Source organism: Helicobacter sp. T3_23-1056 (assembly GCF_053654535.1).
In genome coordinates this window covers 40,711-55,995 of the sequence record NZ_JBSIUU010000011.1, presented here as the reverse complement: position 1 = coordinate 55,995, position 15,285 = coordinate 40,711, and the positions used below count along the sequence as shown (strand labels likewise).

Below are 15,285 nucleotides of genomic sequence, written 5' to 3'. Positions count from 1 at the left end.
TTAGTTTGAGTATGACCTGATTTTACAAGGGACTAAAACCATATTACGAACATAAGCTTCATCAATCCGGTTTGAGTATGACCTGATTTTACAAGGGACTAAAACAAGAAAGCATCGATGATGGTGTTCACATCAGTTTGAGTATGACCTGATTTTACAAGGGACTAAAACCTGACAATGTAATATTCAGCTTCTGGTAGCGTTTGAGTATGACCTGATTTTACAAGGGACTAAAACTAATGTACCGGCCAACTTATTCTTCCTCACGTTTGAGTATGACCTGATTTTACAAGGGACTAAAACATTTATCAATAGGTTGCACTGACATTCCCAGTTTGAGTATGACCTGATTTTACAAGGGACTAAAACTGCAATGCTTGTGTGTTCCAATCCATCATTGTTTGAGTATGACCTGATTTTACAAGGGACTAAAACGGGATTGTGCCTTTATAGCCTCATCTTTTAGTTTGAGTATGACCTGATTTTACAAGGGACTAAAACATCATCTCTTTGCTACCATAATATTGTATGGTTTGAGTATGACCTGATTTTACAAGGGACTAAAACCAAAAGATAAAAAAAATCCCCCCTCATCAAAGTTTGAGTATGACCTGATTTTACAAGGGACTAAAACAATACTATATAATACTCACATAAAAATATGGTTTGAGTATGACCTGATTTTACAAGGGACTAAAACATCATCGCTATGATATTTTACGCCCTTATAGTTTGAGTATGACCTGATTTTACAAGGGACTAAAACACAGATATTTGATTTTGTAGTCGGCGCATGGGTTTGAGTATGACCTGATTTGATAAGGGGTTAAAACGGCTCATCGCATTCTCACAAGATAATTTCATAAGCTATATAAATGCTTTATGTGTTTGTCTTTCTACTACAAAATCTTTTTTCTCAACTTTTGTTTTTTTTGCGCCACCTTATAATCACAATAGGTTTTCGTCATTGCGAGCGAGTGAAACGAGCGTGGCAATCTATAATCACAAATAGCCAAACAACGCTTTTTTGTGGTTTTTTTAGTCATATATTGCCACGCATTGTATTAAAAAGCAATGCGTGCAATGTCGGCAGTGTAATATAAGAACCCACCCCCTTAGTCCCCCTCCGCACGGGAGGGGGAAAATCACTTTGCCATTACTAGAATCTGCAACTTGAAAAAATGCAAAATCGGCAATCTACTACTTTTTATCATTGTAGTGTTGTTTGGGCTTGTTTTAATTGCATAGTGTGATTTTGCTTTTGTTTTGCGTAGCGTAGTCTAGCTTTATTTAGTTGTGTTTTGTTTAGTTTTTTGTGTCATTGTGAGAATCTGCATTTTCGTCATTGCGAGCGAGTGAAATGAGCGTGGCAATCTATAATCACAAATTGCCAAATAATGCTTTTTGTGGTTTTTTAGTCATAGATTGCCACGAATCTACAATTTTTTACAAAATTGTAGATTCTCGCAATGACAGCAAAATGACAAAATGACAAAAAAGTAGAATCGTATTAGATTGCCACGCGTTAGATTCTGCGAAAATGCAGAATCTAACCGCTCGCAATGACGGATTCCCCCTCCCTTGCGGAAGGGGTTAAGGGGGGTTGGTTTTTTTGTCATACTTAGGCTTTTTTAAAGCCTAAGTATCCAAAATATTTTTGTAAATTCACATAAAAACACAAATCGCATTAAGTGCAAAATCTACTTTATTGGATACTTCGTGCTATACGCCCTCAATATGACAAGATTTTGTAGTATGTGTGGATTGCCACGATTTGCCAAAGGCAAGGCTTGCAATGACTGAATATTTGCAGTATGACAAGCGGATAGATTGCCACGCAAATGCTAGCGTATTTGCGTGGAAATGACAAAAAACTCTACAATGATAGCGGTAAAATCTAAAAATACCCACCCCCTAACCCCCTCCGCAAGGGAGGGGGAAATAATGCTGTCATTGGGAGCGGATAGATTGCCACGCAAATGCTAACGCATTTGCTCGCAATGACAAGGTTTTCCTAAAAAAAACCGCGTTTTGTTTGTTTGCAATGACATATCCTCATCACTTGGCACGATACTATTAGGATTTTGCAATCTTTTACATAAACCAAAAATGGTGTGGTTTTTGCTTTTAGGATTTGTGATTCTAGTTTGGTGCTAGCTCTCTCCTAGCACGCAAACTAGACATCGCTTAGCGATTTTTTACGATTTTTAAAACCTCTTGCAAATCTATCAAAATCAATCTCCAAAAACCTCCAAAAAACCACCAAAATAGCCAAGATCCACATAAAAGCAACACAAACCACACAGCAAAATAAAACAGCAAAAAACAAAACAACCCGATAAAACAAACACTCAAAAAAACTTATGGACAAAATGAAGCGATAATGCCTAAATCACGCAAAAAGAAGTGTAAGCGTGTGGCAAAAAGATATAAACCTGCGGTAAAAAAGCATAAACACAAGCAAAAAAGTAAGAAAACACAAAAAGAAGTAAAAAATAAGAAAAATGGCAATAAAAAAGGCGAGGGGATAGCCACTTGCTAGCCACACCCTCGCCTAAAATGCCTAAAAATGCTAAAGCCTACCAAAAGGCACAAAAGCACGCTACAAAGCTAGTCTTTTCTATTTACAAACTCATCGACTTGCTTTACAGCCTCTTCTTTTAGCTTTTTGGCGTAGTCTTCTCTAGCCTCGCTTACCAAGTCCATAGCCACTTCTTGGAGTATCTCATCTGAAACCCTTGAGTAGATATTATCTAGCACAAATCTTCTCACAACCTCCGTCCTATATGACTTTAGCTGCTCCATCACGGCTTGCACGATTTCATCGACATACTCATCATCAAAGTGTCTATCGACTTTTTTGCGGATTTTAAATAACGCTTTAGCATACATCTCTTCGATATATTTTTCGCCGAGTTTTTTGGCTAGCTCGCGTTTTTTCTTGGGATTTAGCTCCCTATTAAAATCCTCCATAATCTCATCTTCCATACTCACAAAAGCTCGTGAGTTGTCTAGCTTGACTATGGTGTCATATAGCTGGTCTTCGACTAGCTCATAGACCTCATCGATGATTTCTCTTTGTAGCTCGGATAGCTCGCCTTTGGGGGATTCCCCGTTATTTTCGTTGTTTGTTTGGGTATTTTGCGTTAGGGCTTGTTCTTCGCTATTTGAGCCTGTGTATCTATCTAGGACATACACACCGCTTATCACGATGCCTACAAAAAGCGCGACACCCACTATAATACCGACAAATGCAGTCTTTGTTTTCATTCAAACCTCCTTATTCAAATCCGCCATTCTTGGCTATGACACCTCCCAAAATCTAGGCTAGATTCTAGCTAGATTCTAAAAGGTGCGTATAGTTGTTACCATATCGTTTAGTTTTTGTAAAACTTTTGGCTTAGGCAACAACTCTTAATGTTTTGTCATCATTTTTTGAGTGTTGTCCCTTTATGGTTAAGCAGTTTTTAGTCTTGCTTAGGACTTCAAGTGATTCTAGCTTGAGGCTTGCAAGCCTAGCCTGCAAAAGCCACCTAAACTAATCCCCCAAAAAACCGACTCCATTTGCTTTTGGATTCTTGGATTTTGCGCTAGGATTTGCGTTTGAAATCCTTGATTAGAATCCCAAAAGAGCCTCCATTTTTACTTGCTTTTTGTTTGGGGGGTTAGTCTTGGGTGGGCTATTTTTTTGCTAGCCTGCTTTTTGTTGCCCCGTCATAAAAAGCACTTGTGGTAAAGGGACAAGCGCAACTAGCTTGATGACCTTTGTCATCAAATGCTGCGTGCAATGACTCGCCTTTGCGTAGGTTGTAAAGATACAACTTGTTTTTGTAGCATACAAGCGTTTCGCCCGAAGTGTTAGAATCCTTAAACGATGCGCTTGTTTGACAAAACATTTTGTCAGAGGAGATTTCGCCTGCGATTTCAAACACAGAAAACGCATTTACAAAACTAATGCCTGCGAAACTTACACCTACCAACCATACAGCTACTGCTGTTATACTCAACTTCCCTAGCCTCATAGCTCTCTCCTTAGAGACATTCAGTCCATCTCTTGTGTTTTCCGCTAGAATCTTTTGTGTGCAAGTTTGCATCAAAATCTTTCATTTAGGACTCACACAAGACAAAGCTCCTCAATGAACGCGGCTTAAAACAGAGTCTGCGAGGGGCGATAAAATCACCGCTTTAGCTAATCTATATGACTACCCAAAGCGCAATCACCTTGTGGCGTTTAAGCAGTTTAGCCTCTTACTTAGGAGGGGGGATTATTGTGGATTTTGGGCTAGTGTTGTTTGTGGCGCGTTTTGTTTTGCGTCTTTGTTTTGTTTTTTTGATATTTTTTGCTTTTTTGATTTTGGTTTGCTATTTGTCTTGCCAAAAAGGCTTATTGCTTTGACTTTTGCTAGCATATTTCCACTATTGCAAGCGCAGGCGATACTCCCTATCTCTGGGATTATGGGGGTTAGCTCTTGGCTTTTTCTTGTGTTGTAGGTGTAGAGTTTGTTTTTGTAGCAGGCGATTCTGTTTGCGCTACTTAGTTTTGGCGGGTTGCCTTTTTTGCCTACGGCAAATGAGCAAAAATCTGGCTTTTTGCTTCGCTCTTTTTTTACATTTAGGTTTTGTGAGACTTCTAGCAAATCTAGTGCGCTAGCAACGCCTGCTAGAAATATTAGATTTATCAATAAAATAAGGGGGAATTTTCCTATTTTTTTACTATTGCAAAAGGCGTTTAAAATTGAAACATTCACGGCTCTCTCCTTAGAGACATTTTTTGATTCTCATTATGCTAGACATAGTGAGAAAAATCTCTTTTGGCTACGAGCAATGCAAGTAAGCAGGCTTTGTCAAAAAGGTGGCAAATCATCGTCCTGCGCGGGATTTTAATGCTTTTTTATAGCTCTGCCAAAAGACGATTTTAAAGAACTTTTCTTTAGCAGTTTATCCTCTTACTAGGGAGGAAATTTTCTTACTAGAATTATACAAAAAAAAAAAAAACGATTTCTTAAAGGCATAAAAAATGTTAAAAAATTTTTGTCGTTTTTGTGTAGTGAAAACCCACAAATGCCCACGCAAACGAAACTAGCAAACACAACAAAATTTAACCAAAAATATGTAGAAAATATACACATTTTACGCACGATTTTTGGGCATTTTTGATAACCAAAAATGCCCATCAAAAAGGCTAGAACATATCTACAAATTTTTGCTTAAAAAATGAACATTTCTATGGGATTTTAGATGAGGGATTTTGGGTATTTTTGTGGTGTTTGAAAAATACTCTTGTCATATCGTTGCAAAAAACAAGCGAGGTAGCAGTTTTTTAGAAAATCCTGTCATTTTAAGCGGATTTTGTCAAAAGTCGCGTGGCAATCCATAAGTATAAATTGACAAAAACAACGCCATTTTTGTGGTTTGTGTTTATAGATTGCCACACGGATTTTTCAAATCCGTTCGCAATGACAAAAAACTTTGTTATAAAAATAGATTGCCACGATTTTGCGATTTTTTGAGAATGTCGCAAAATCTTGCAATGACGACTAAGTATTGTCATATTGAGGGTTTGAAAAAGCCGAAATATCTCTTTGTTGTTTGCTGCAAACGCCCACGCAAGTGATGGGGAATGTAATGGATTGCCACGCAAAAACTTCGCTTACGCTCGTTTTGCTCGCAATGACAAAATGTTGCAAAGTCTTATAGCAAGATTTTGCGAACTGATTAAAATTGCTAAAATAGTGGTATCTATCCCAATCTATCCCAAAATACACCAAAAACACTCTGCCTAAATTCTGCCCAAATAATGTGCCAACATAGAATCTATGCTATAATCCCAAGTTTTAAAAGCAACGATTTACGCAAATAACGCAAAATCGCTACAAAATAAACAAAGACACTCAAAAGCACTCAAATCCGCACCAAAAAAACAAAAAACAACGCCAAAAAAGGACGCCAATGCTTAGTCTATCTCTAGCCATAAACGCCATACTAGCGATTTTTTGCACGATAGCTTTTATGCGGGCAAAGACGCTAAAATCTAGCTTGCAAAACACCCAAGACTTGCTAGCCGCCTCCACCAAAGAATCCCAACACCTAGCCCAAGAAAAAGCCCATTTTCAAGCCACATTGCAATCCACACAGCATTTTCACACACAAGCCCTAGATGAAAAAACCGCCCAAATAAAAGAGCTAAGGCAAACCCACAAACTAGAGCTAGAAAATCTCCAAAAACAAGCGCAAGAGAGCCTAAAAACCCTAAAAAACGAGCTAGAAAAAAACCTTGAAAAAAATATCGAAATCCAAAAAACCGCGCTACTAAACCAAAACAAAATCGCGTTAAATAAGGATTCTAGGGAGATATTAGAGGAAATCTTTACGCCCATAAAAAAAGAAATAGAGGATTATTCTAAAACCTTGCTACAAAATGAAGCAAATCTAAAGGCAAATATTTCACATATTTTTGAGTATTCGCGCAAGCTAGGCGAGGACGCAAATAGGCTAGCGCAGGTGCTACAAGGCGATAAAAAGGTGCGGGGGAATTTTGGCGAACTGCAACTAAAAGCGGTGCTAGAATCTAGCGGGCTACAAGAGGGGGTAAATTATGAGATTCAAAGTGGTTTTAGCGAGGAAGGGAAGCGGTATATCCCCGATGCGGTGGTGTATTTTGACAAAGACAAGGGCATAATCATTGATTCTAAATTTTCGTTGCCAAACTTGCCTGATTTTGATAGCTATGCAAATGATTTGGGGGCAAATAATATGGGCTATGAGGATTTGGGTGATTTGAGCGATTTAGGCTATGATAGCGGGGGTGGTGCAAATCCCACAAAACAAGCAAAACAAAATAGCCAAAATCTAGGGCAAAATCCAAATAACGCGGATTTTAGCAATGACTATTTAGACAAAAATAGCCAAAATCAAAACCCGCATAAAAACAGCGATTCTAGCAAAAACGATAATGCTATAATCATAAATCCCCTCTTGCAAGCCCAAATCGCCAAAAACCTAAAATCCCGCATAGATGAGCTAGCAAAAAAGCCTTATAAGAAGTTTAAATCAACTAACCCTGCGTTTGCAAAAGCGCAAATCTCTGATTTTATCCTGCTTTTTGTGCCTTATAATAATATTTTGGATTTGGCACTAAATGCCGACCCAAACATTTATCAATACGCCTATCAGAAGGAAATCTACCTCACCACGCCACACACGCTTTTTATGGCGTTAAAAACCATTAGCATTAGCTGGGTGCATATACAAAGCGATGAAAATGTGAAAAAGGCGTTTGAGGAGATTGGCAGGTTTTATGATAAGTTTGTGGCGGTTTGTGAGGATTTTGAGAAACTAAAATCGCTTTTGTCTCAAGCCCAAAAACGAAGTGATGATATGGATACAAAGCTAAGTGGCAGGGGTGGGATTGCTTCAAAGTTTGAGCTATTAAAAGAGCTGGGGGCAAAGACAAAAAAATCCCTAGCCAAAATCCAAGAGTCTAGCGAGGCGCAAGATGGGGAGCAAAAAGAGGATTTGGATAAGCTGGATAAAACAAAAATCATCGATAATGATGAAAAATGGGCGTTGGTAGAATCTATGGATTCTAATGAGGGGGCGGGGACTGATGATAGCAAAGACATTCCGCAGATTTAGTCGGCATAGGTTTTGGGGAGTTGTTTGGCTTAGTTGCGTTGTGGTGGTAGGATTTTGGTGGGTTTGGGGGTTTTGTTAGGGAGGTGTTAGATTTTGTAAGGGTTTTTTAAGGGGTTTTACAAACTTTTTACAAAATCTATGTAGTTTTTGGGGGTTTTTAGGCGTTTTTAGGATTGTTTATTAACGCTTTTTTTGTGTTTGTGGATTAGAATTTGCACGGCTAAAATGCCAAAATCTAAAAAGCAAAATCGTTGCGTAAATCTAAAAAAGGAGAATCTATGATACAAAAATGTCTTTTTCCAGCCGCAGGCTATGGCACGCGTTTCCTCCCTGCCACCAAAGCAATGCCAAAAGAAATGCTACCCGTGCTAGCAAAACCGCTTATTCAATACGGCGTAGAGGAGGCTTTGAGCGCGGGGTGTAAGACGATGGCTATCGTAACGGGGAGGGGAAAACGAAGCATAGAAGATCATTTTGATATAAGCTATGAGCTAGAGCACCAAATCAAAGGCACGGATAAGGAATTTTTGCTAAAAGAGGTGCGCTCCCTTATCAATCAATGCACTTTCTCATACACTCGCCAAAATGAGATGAAAGGGCTTGGGCACGCGATTTTGACGGGGGAGACGCTTATCGGCAATGAGGCTTTTGCGGTGGTTTTGGCTGATGACTTGTGCTACAACGATGAAAAAACCGTGCTAGCACAAATGGTGGAACTATACTCTAAGCACAAATGCTCCATAGTGGCGATAGAAGAAGTCCCGCTAAGCGAAGTGGATAAATACGGCGTAATCGCAGGGGAGGAAATCGCTCCAAATGTCTATCGTGTAAGCAAAATGATAGAAAAACCTAGCCAAAACGAAGCCCCATCAAATCTAGCAGTCATCGGGCGGTATATCTTAACCCCTGATATTTTTGATATTTTGCGTGTAACGCCCCCGGGCAAAAAAGGTGAAATCCAAATCACAGACGCGCTAATGGAGCAGGCAAAAAATGGACGCGTGCTGGCGTATAAATTTGCTGGGAAGCGGTATGATTGTGGTTCTTTGGCGGGATTTGTCGAAGCGATAAATGCGTTTTATGAGCATCAAAAAGATAAATAGATTTTGGTTTAAGGTTTTTTAAAAAAACGATTTTGCTAAGGCTCGCTAGTTAAAACACGATAAAAGGGGCAAAAATGTATAATCACGGATTTTTCGCGCTATTTTTGATTATCGCGTTTGTGTTTGGGACGATTATGCTTGTGTTTGGGGTGGTGGCGCGCTCGATGTTTGGCGTGCGTCCGCCTAAGCCAAAGCAATTTAGCCTAAAAGATTTTAGGGAGCTTATCCCCACTGCGAAAGACCAAAAAAGGGCTTTAGAATTGGTGGATATGTTTATCAAAAAATTTAATATCCTAGCCCCTCAATCGCCCCAAAAACAAGAATGGCTTGACACCGTAAAAGAGCTAGTGTCGCTTGAAAGCATAGACACGGACAAAGCCGCTGAAGTGCGCGAGCGACTAATCTCAAAAAATCCAAACTTGCAAAACGACATCACACAGCTTGTGGGCAACGCGCTAAAAAATAAAAAGGTGTAAAATCTAAATAATCTTTTTTCGTATTTTAGATTTTGCGCTATTTTACGCCTTTTTGCGCTTTAGGGGATTTCCCTCCACAGCAAAATCCAAAAAATAAAATCCACAATAAAATCTAAAAAATCAAAAAATAAACCCTTTTTACTGCCTTGTTTTAAAAGCGTGGGTTAGGGCTATGGCTATGGCATCGGTAATGTCAAGCGGTTTTATCTCACTTTTTATCCCCAAAATCTGTCGCACCATAAAAGACACTTGGGTTTTATCAGCTTTTGCTTTGCCTGTGATGGTTTTTTTGATTTGCAGTGGGGTGTATTGGGTGAAGCTACCGATTTCTTGGAGGATTTTTAGGGCGATTGCGCCACGCATTTGGGCTAGTTTTAGCACGGATTGGGGATTGTAGGCAAAAAAAACATCTTCTAATGCTACGGATTGTATGGGGGTTGTGGCTTTGTGTAATTGAAAGATAGAATCTAGGGCGTTTATGCACTCTAGGATTTGGGATTGGAGGTTTGATTTGGTGATTTTTATAAATCCTGCTTCGATTAGTTTTATGGATTTGGTGTTTGAAGTGGTGGATTCTATGATGGCATAGCCACAATTTCTGCTCCCGGGGTCAATGCCTAAGATTTTCATTTATGTCCTTAAATGTCTTTGAAATGGTGTAAATCGCGTGAAAATGGGGGGTTGGTTGGAAAAATTTGGAAAAAAATTTGTTTGATTATATCTTTTTCGTGGTGTTTTTAGAACGATTTTTGCTTTTTAAGTGCATTTATGGTGTGTTTGCGCATATTTGTAGCAAATTTGTAGCAAAATCAAAATGGTGTGAAAAAGTGAAAAGATGTGAAAAACTATTGTGAAAAAGTGAATAAGTCAAAAAAGATTTTGTATAAACATTATGCGTGCGCGATATATGGGCGTTTAGAGAATCTAAGGAGTAAAAATGGTTTGGGATAAGGTGCTAAATGTGCTAAAGGAGGAAATATCAAATTTTGATTTTGAGACATATATATCGCTTATCAAATATGACGAAAATGCCTCAAAAAGCAATGTATGCGTGCTTGTCGTGCCAAATCCATATATAGAAAATTGGGTAAAAAGCAACTACGCGCTAAGGATTGCACATATTTTTGAAATGCTAACAAAGACAAAGCCTGAAATCCGCTTTAGCCTATCAAAAGGTAAGACAAGCACCAAAAAGGCGCAAACAAACGCAAAATCTAATAATTTGCAAGTCTCATATCAATCGCAATATACTTTTGAAAATTTCGTGGTGGGGGATTCTAATAAATCAGCCTATACGATTGCCCAAATGGTGGCAAACACGCAGGCAAGGGCGTATAATCCCGTGCTTTTTTATGGCAACACGGGGCTTGGCAAGACGCATTTACTTTGTGCGATAGGGAATTTTGTCCGCGCAAGTGGCAAAAGTGTGATTTACCTAACGACAGAAGAGTTTATGAATGATTTTTCTAGGCATCTAAACACGGTGGGAATGGACGCTTTTAGGGATATTTATCGAAATTGTGATTATTTGCTAATCGATGATATTCAGTTTTTGGGAGGGAAAATGAGCTTGCAGGAGGAATTTTTCAACACTTTTGAGGCACTTTATAAGACAAATAAGCAAATCGTTATGACAAGTGATAAATTGCCAAAGCAGATTCAGGGGCTAGAGGAGAGATTGCGCTCTAGGTTTGAAAGCGGTATGCGGATAGATATTCAGCCCCCGGGCGTTGAGACAAGGATAAAAATCATTAGCCAAAAATGCCTAGATAACAAAATCTTAATGGATAAAGAAATCATAAATTACATAGCAGAAAATATCAGCGAAAATGTCCGCCAAATCGAAGGCGTAATCGCAAAAATGCGCTTTCACAACGCAATGACAAGCCAACCTCTAAGCGTAGAGATGGCAAAAACCGTGCTAGATGAAATCCTAAAAGAAAACCAAGAGGAAATAACTATTGACAAAATCATACGCGTAATTGCAAAAGAGCTAAATGTCAAAATCAGCGAAATAACAAGCGGCTCGCGTGTGCCAAAAATCGTCCAAGCTCGCCATATCGTGCTATACTTAATCAAAAATTCTGCTAACAATATGGAATCTATGAGTAGCGTGGCTAGCCGACTAGGGCTAAAAAACCACGCCACAGTCAGCAAAGCACTCGCCAAAATCAACAAACAAATCGAAGAAAGCCAAGAATTGAAGCATTTGATACTAGATTTGAAAAATAAAATACAAAATGAAAAAAATCTATAATGTGAATATAATAAATTTTGGTAGAATTATAAACATAGTAAAAAAGCGGTTTGAAGTATGCAAAAATGTGTGAAAAATGACACAAAAAGCCTAACTAAAATCTAGCAAATATTATAGAAAATCTATGATTTAGGTTTTTTTATAGTGGCGATTAGATGGGATTTGCAAGGGTTTTTCACATATTCACACCCCCTACTAATACTGCTAAACATTTAACTAAAAAAAGGAGCAAGTCGATGAAAATCACGCTAAACAAGTCAAACTTTGAGATTGTCCTAAACAACTTCCAATCGTTTTTAGACAAGAGGGATTCTTCCCAAATCACTTCGCATATTTATCTTGAGACTACTGATGATAAATTGCTACTAAAAGCTACGGATTATGAGCTTTCAATCCAATCAAAAATAGACATTCTCCAAAAACACGAAGATGGGATTGCTACTATCGAGGGCAAAAAGATTGTAACAATCATAAAGCAACTAAAAGATGGGGAAGTAACCCTAGAATCTAAAGACGCTCAAATCTATGTAAAACAAGGGAAAACTACTTACAAACTTGCGACATTTAATGCAAGTGAATACGACAATGCTACGAAATTCCCCGAAATAAGCGAACAAGATAAGCAAATAAACTTAGATTCTGCGAATTTCATCGATTCTTTGCGAAAAGTGGCGGTGGCTTCTGAAGGGGCAAACAAAGACAATCATAGAGTAGAACTTACAGGCGCGCTTTTAGATGTCAAAGACTATCAGTGCAATTTTGTAGCCACAGATACGCGCAGGCTTGCTATTATCCGTCATTCTACGCAATCTGTGAGCGATTCTTTATCACTTATTATCCCAAAGAGGGCTATTTTGGAAATCACAAAGCTATTTTTTGATGATTTTGAGATATTTTTCTCTGAAACTATGCTTTTTGTGCGTTCGGAAAACTATGTGTTTTCTACAAAGCTTATAAATGGCAAGTATCCAGATTATGAAAAGATTATCCCAAAAGATTTTGAAATCAAGCTAAAACTACCAAAAAATGACATCATAGAAGCGATACGGCTGATAAATCCACTTGCTACAAAGATGAAAATCACCATAGATTCTAATGGAATCTCTTTTGAATCTATGAGTATGGAAGAGTCAGAATCCGCTAGCACACAGCTAGAAATCAGCCTAGATATGAAAGAAGAGCTTACCATAGGTATGGATTCTAAATATGTGCTAGATTTTCTTTCATTCGTGCAGGGAAATGAGTTTGAGATTTTGCTAAATGATGCAAATATGCCATTTTTATTAAAAGAAGAAAACTACTCTACAATCGTAATGCCTGTGATTATTTAGCGTTTTTTTGTGGCTAGATAGAATCTATTTTGGGCTTTTTTAAGAGAATCTAAAAATTAGATTCTCTTTATTAAATTTTACTTTCAAATACTTTTTCACACTACAACCTACACAAAGGATTGCAATGCAAAATGTTTCTTATACGGGCGAAAATATCAAGGTTTTAAAAGGGCTAGAAGCGGTGCGCAAACGCCCGGGAATGTATATCGGTAGCACTAATATAAACGGACTTCATCATATGGTGTATGAAGTGGTGGATAATTCTGTCGATGAGTCTATGGCTGGGCATTGTGATAGAATCAAAATCACGCTTACTTTGGAGGGAAGTGCAATTATCGAGGATAATGGACGGGGAATCCCTGTGGATATTCACCCCACAGAAAAAATCCCAACAGCAACGGTGGTGCTAACCGTGCTTCACGCGGGGGGGAAATTTGATAGTGAAGTGTATAAAGCATCTGGTGGGCTTCACGGGGTGGGCGTATCGGTGGTAAATGCACTATCTTCAAAGCTCATAATGACAATCAAAAAAAATGGAAACATTTATCGACAAGAATTTGCAGAGGGCAAGCCTACAAGCGAGCTAGAAATCATCGGTGAGACAAAAGAGAGAGGGACTACGATTGAGTTTTTCCCTGATGGGAAAATAATGGAAGTGTTAGATTTTGATAAAGATGTGCTTTTGAAACGATTTAAAGAAATGGCTTATCTAAACAAAAATCTAACGATTGATTTTAAAGATGAGCGCGATGGCACGGAGGCTAGCTATCATTTTGAAAATGGTTTGGTAGAATTTATCGATGATATAAATAAAAGAAATGCGATTCTTGGGCAGACGATTTATTTTAAAGGTGTGGAGCAAGAGACAGAAGTAGAAATCGCCCTAACTTATAATGAGGGATTTGATGAAAATGTGCTTAGCTTTGTAAATAATATCCGCACGCCAGATGGCGGGACTCACGAGGCTGGATTTCGCGCTGCGCTATCTCGCGTCATCACAAACTACATAGAGGCAAATGCAAACGCACGCGAAAAAGATGTCAAAGTAACGGGCGAAGATGTGCGCGAAGGGCTTGTGGCTATCATCTCTACGCGTGTGATAGACCCGCAGTTTGAAGGGCAAGTCAAAGGCAAGCTAGGAAGCTCATTTGTAAAACCTATCGTGCAAAAACTCACTTTTGATAAGCTAAGCAAGTTTTTTGAGGAAAATCCAAATGATGCCAAAAATATAATGCAAAAGGCATTATTAGCGGCGCGCGGTAGAGAAGCAGCAAAAAAAGCGCGCGAAACGATGCGCAAAAAAGAGAGCTTTTCTGTGGGGACATTGCCCGGCAAGCTCGCTGACTGCCAAAGCAAAGACCCTGTAGAATCTGAAATCTATCTAGTGGAGGGGGATTCTGCGGGGGGTAGTGCAAAGCAGGGGAGAGATAGACGGTATCAAGCGATTTTGCCTTTGCGTGGGAAAATCCTAAATGTAGAAAAATCGCGCCTAGATAAAATCCTAAAAAGTGAGGAAATCAAAAATATGATAATTGCTTTTGGGTGTGGGATTGGCGATGAGTTTAGCTTGGAGCGATTGCGATACCATAAAATCATCATTATGACTGATGCTGATGTCGATGGTAGTCATATACAGACGCTTTTGATGACATTTTTTTATCGCTATTTGAAGCCTTTGATTGAAAATGGGCATATTTATATTGCACAGCCTCCGCTATATCGATTTAAAAAAGGCAAAAAAGAGATTTATCTCAAAGATGATAAAGCGTTGAGCGAATATCTAAGCGAAAATGGCATAGAAAATTTTACATTTAAAGGCATTGGAAATAAAGAATTGCTAGAGATTTTGCGATTTATCGCGCATTATCGCGCTACGCTAAAAAGCCTAGAGAAGCGATATGCGATGATAGAAGTCGTGCGGTATTTGATAGAAAATCTAAAAGAGGGTGGGGATAAGGATTTTGCTAAGTTGTATGAAAAGATAGAGAAATTTTTATCTAGCATAGAATGTAATATTTTGTCAAAAGATTTGAGGGAGGATTCTATCACGCTATATGTGCAGACAAGTTTGGGGTTGCTTGATATAACTATTGATGAAAATCTATTTAGCGACCCGCTTTTTGTGGAGGCTAGGCATACTTATCATAAGATAAATGAGCGAGATTTGGCGTTTTTAAAAGATGAAAATGGTGTGAAAAAAGATGTCATAACTTTGCTTGAGGAAATCGAAAATTCTGCGAAAAAAGGTGCTGATATACAGCGATACAAAGGGCTAGGCGAGATGAATCCAGAGCAACTATGGGAGACTACGATGACCCCTGCTGATAGGACTTTGCTACGCGTGCAGTTGCCAAGCGAGGAGGAAGCGGATAGAATCTTTACGCTATTTATGGGCGATGAAGTCGAGCCTAGAAGAGAATATATCCAGCTACACGCAAAAGATGTGAAGCATTTAGATGTGTAAAATGTGATTTTAGCCTTAT

General features: G+C 38.7%; 17 protein-coding genes and 1 CRISPR repeat array (1 of these 18 only partly in view). Of the genes, 8 read left to right on the top strand and 9 right to left on the bottom strand.

Features of this window, described 5'->3' with window-relative positions; genetic code table 11:
- A CRISPR array of direct repeats spans window positions 1-833; the repeat unit is 36 nt; unit sequence GTTTGAGTATGACCTGATTTTACAAGGGACTAAAAC; it reaches 196 nt to the left of the window's first position.
- Between the two features lie 603 nt (window positions 834-1,436).
- Window positions 1,437-1,619, bottom strand: a complete 183-nt coding sequence (locus ACWIUO_RS07250) for a hypothetical protein (RefSeq protein ID WP_454177242.1) — start codon at window positions 1,617-1,619, stop codon at window positions 1,437-1,439.
- An 81-nt stretch (window positions 1,620-1,700) separates the two neighbouring features.
- Window positions 1,701-1,841, bottom strand: coding sequence for a hypothetical protein (locus ACWIUO_RS07245; protein WP_454177241.1), 141 nt, complete (start codon window positions 1,839-1,841; stop codon window positions 1,701-1,703).
- A gap of 22 nt (window positions 1,842-1,863) precedes the next feature.
- Here ACWIUO_RS07245 and ACWIUO_RS07240 point away from each other — a divergent pair, with 22 nt between their 5' ends.
- Together ACWIUO_RS07240 and ACWIUO_RS07235 are read left to right on the top strand one after the other, a co-directional pair.
- Complete coding sequence (locus ACWIUO_RS07240) at window positions 1,864-1,986, top strand: hypothetical protein (RefSeq protein WP_454177240.1); 123 nt, start codon at window positions 1,864-1,866, stop codon at window positions 1,984-1,986.
- A gap of 397 nt (window positions 1,987-2,383) precedes the next feature.
- Complete coding sequence (locus tag ACWIUO_RS07235; protein ID WP_454177239.1) at window positions 2,384-2,542, top strand: hypothetical protein; 159 nt, start codon at window positions 2,384-2,386, stop codon at window positions 2,540-2,542.
- 68 nt (window positions 2,543-2,610) lie between these two features.
- On the opposite strand, the gene ACWIUO_RS07230 is transcribed toward ACWIUO_RS07235, so the two are convergent.
- The 6 genes from ACWIUO_RS07230 to ACWIUO_RS07205 form a co-directional block, all read right to left on the bottom strand.
- Window positions 2,611-3,270 (bottom strand): hypothetical protein, encoded by a 660-nt coding sequence (locus tag ACWIUO_RS07230; protein WP_454177238.1) that lies wholly within the window; start codon window positions 3,268-3,270, stop codon window positions 2,611-2,613.
- A gap of 130 nt (window positions 3,271-3,400) precedes the next feature.
- Entirely contained in the window at window positions 3,401-3,526 is a 126-nt protein-coding gene (locus tag ACWIUO_RS07225) for a hypothetical protein (protein ID WP_454177237.1), read from the bottom strand.
- A 154-nt stretch (window positions 3,527-3,680) separates the two neighbouring features.
- Window positions 3,681-4,094 (bottom strand): hypothetical protein, encoded by a 414-nt coding sequence (locus tag ACWIUO_RS07220; protein ID WP_454177236.1) that lies wholly within the window; start codon window positions 4,092-4,094, stop codon window positions 3,681-3,683.
- A 171-nt stretch (window positions 4,095-4,265) separates the two neighbouring features.
- On the bottom strand, window positions 4,266-4,748 hold the full coding sequence (locus ACWIUO_RS07215) for a hypothetical protein (protein ID WP_454177235.1): 483 nt from the start codon (window positions 4,746-4,748) through the stop codon (window positions 4,266-4,268).
- 590 nt (window positions 4,749-5,338) lie between these two features.
- Window positions 5,339-5,551 carry a hypothetical protein gene (locus ACWIUO_RS07210; RefSeq protein WP_454177234.1) on the bottom strand — a complete coding sequence of 71 codons (213 nt, stop codon included), beginning with the start codon at window positions 5,549-5,551 and terminating at the stop codon, window positions 5,339-5,341.
- Window positions 5,538-5,768 (bottom strand): hypothetical protein, encoded by a 231-nt coding sequence (locus ACWIUO_RS07205; RefSeq protein ID WP_454177233.1) that lies wholly within the window; start codon window positions 5,766-5,768, stop codon window positions 5,538-5,540. Before ACWIUO_RS07205 ends, ACWIUO_RS07210 begins: the two co-directional genes overlap by 14 nt.
- Window positions 5,769-5,949: 181 nt before the next feature.
- Between ACWIUO_RS07205 and rmuC the strand changes: the two genes are divergently transcribed.
- The 3 genes from rmuC (at window position 5,950) to ACWIUO_RS07190 (ending at window position 9,214) form a co-directional block, all read left to right on the top strand.
- Window positions 5,950-7,635, top strand: coding sequence for a DNA recombination protein RmuC (gene rmuC / locus ACWIUO_RS07200; protein WP_454177232.1), 1,686 nt, complete (start codon window positions 5,950-5,952; stop codon window positions 7,633-7,635).
- 278 nt (window positions 7,636-7,913) lie between these two features.
- Window positions 7,914-8,738 carry a UTP--glucose-1-phosphate uridylyltransferase GalU gene (galU, locus tag ACWIUO_RS07195; RefSeq protein WP_454177231.1) on the top strand — a complete coding sequence of 275 codons (825 nt, stop codon included), beginning with the start codon at window positions 7,914-7,916 and terminating at the stop codon, window positions 8,736-8,738.
- A gap of 74 nt (window positions 8,739-8,812) precedes the next feature.
- Window positions 8,813-9,214 carry a hypothetical protein gene (locus ACWIUO_RS07190; protein WP_454177230.1) on the top strand — a complete coding sequence of 134 codons (402 nt, stop codon included), beginning with the start codon at window positions 8,813-8,815 and terminating at the stop codon, window positions 9,212-9,214.
- 138 nt (window positions 9,215-9,352) lie between these two features.
- On the opposite strand, the gene ruvC is transcribed toward ACWIUO_RS07190, so the two are convergent.
- A complete protein-coding gene (ruvC, locus tag ACWIUO_RS07185) occupies window positions 9,353-9,844 on the bottom strand; it encodes a crossover junction endodeoxyribonuclease RuvC (protein ID WP_454177229.1) in 492 nt (163 codons plus the stop codon).
- Between the two features lie 307 nt (window positions 9,845-10,151).
- Between ruvC and dnaA the strand changes: the two genes are divergently transcribed.
- From dnaA to gyrB, 3 genes are all read left to right on the top strand, one after another.
- Window positions 10,152-11,471 carry a chromosomal replication initiator protein DnaA gene (gene dnaA, locus ACWIUO_RS07180; RefSeq protein WP_454177228.1) on the top strand — a complete coding sequence of 440 codons (1,320 nt, stop codon included), beginning with the start codon at window positions 10,152-10,154 and terminating at the stop codon, window positions 11,469-11,471.
- 236 nt (window positions 11,472-11,707) lie between these two features.
- Window positions 11,708-12,802 (top strand): DNA polymerase III subunit beta, encoded by a 1,095-nt coding sequence (gene dnaN, locus ACWIUO_RS07175; protein WP_454177227.1) that lies wholly within the window; start codon window positions 11,708-11,710, stop codon window positions 12,800-12,802.
- A gap of 124 nt (window positions 12,803-12,926) precedes the next feature.
- Window positions 12,927-15,266: a DNA topoisomerase (ATP-hydrolyzing) subunit B gene (gene gyrB / locus ACWIUO_RS07170; RefSeq protein ID WP_454177226.1), complete on the top strand. Its 2,340-nt coding sequence runs from the start codon at window positions 12,927-12,929 to the stop codon at window positions 15,264-15,266.
- Window positions 15,267-15,285 lie beyond the last annotated feature (19 nt).

What these genes read in the sequence shown, in the direction of transcription:
- ACWIUO_RS07250 (WP_454177242.1), bottom strand. Translation starts at nt 1,619, where the DNA reads ATGACAAAAAAACCAACCCCCCTTAACCCCTTCCGCAAGGGAGGGGGA.
- ACWIUO_RS07240 (WP_454177240.1), top strand. Translation starts at nt 1,864, where the DNA reads ATGACAAAAAACTCTACAATGATAGCGGTAAAATCTAAAAATACCCAC.
- ACWIUO_RS07235 (WP_454177239.1), top strand. Translation starts at nt 2,384, where the DNA reads ATGCCTAAATCACGCAAAAAGAAGTGTAAGCGTGTGGCAAAAAGATAT.
- ACWIUO_RS07230 (WP_454177238.1), bottom strand. Translation starts at nt 3,270, where the DNA reads ATGAAAACAAAGACTGCATTTGTCGGTATTATAGTGGGTGTCGCGCTT.
- ACWIUO_RS07220 (WP_454177236.1), bottom strand. Translation starts at nt 4,094, where the DNA reads ATGCAAACTTGCACACAAAAGATTCTAGCGGAAAACACAAGAGATGGA.
- ACWIUO_RS07210 (WP_454177234.1), bottom strand. Translation starts at nt 5,551, where the DNA reads ATGACAATACTTAGTCGTCATTGCAAGATTTTGCGACATTCTCAAAAA.
- rmuC (WP_454177232.1), top strand. Translation starts at nt 5,950, where the DNA reads ATGCTTAGTCTATCTCTAGCCATAAACGCCATACTAGCGATTTTTTGC.
- galU (WP_454177231.1), top strand. Translation starts at nt 7,914, where the DNA reads ATGATACAAAAATGTCTTTTTCCAGCCGCAGGCTATGGCACGCGTTTC.
- ACWIUO_RS07190 (WP_454177230.1), top strand. Translation starts at nt 8,813, where the DNA reads ATGTATAATCACGGATTTTTCGCGCTATTTTTGATTATCGCGTTTGTG.
- ruvC (WP_454177229.1), bottom strand. Translation starts at nt 9,844, where the DNA reads ATGAAAATCTTAGGCATTGACCCCGGGAGCAGAAATTGTGGCTATGCC.
- dnaA (WP_454177228.1), top strand. Translation starts at nt 10,152, where the DNA reads ATGGTTTGGGATAAGGTGCTAAATGTGCTAAAGGAGGAAATATCAAAT.
- dnaN (WP_454177227.1), top strand. Translation starts at nt 11,708, where the DNA reads ATGAAAATCACGCTAAACAAGTCAAACTTTGAGATTGTCCTAAACAAC.
- gyrB (WP_454177226.1), top strand. Translation starts at nt 12,927, where the DNA reads ATGCAAAATGTTTCTTATACGGGCGAAAATATCAAGGTTTTAAAAGGG.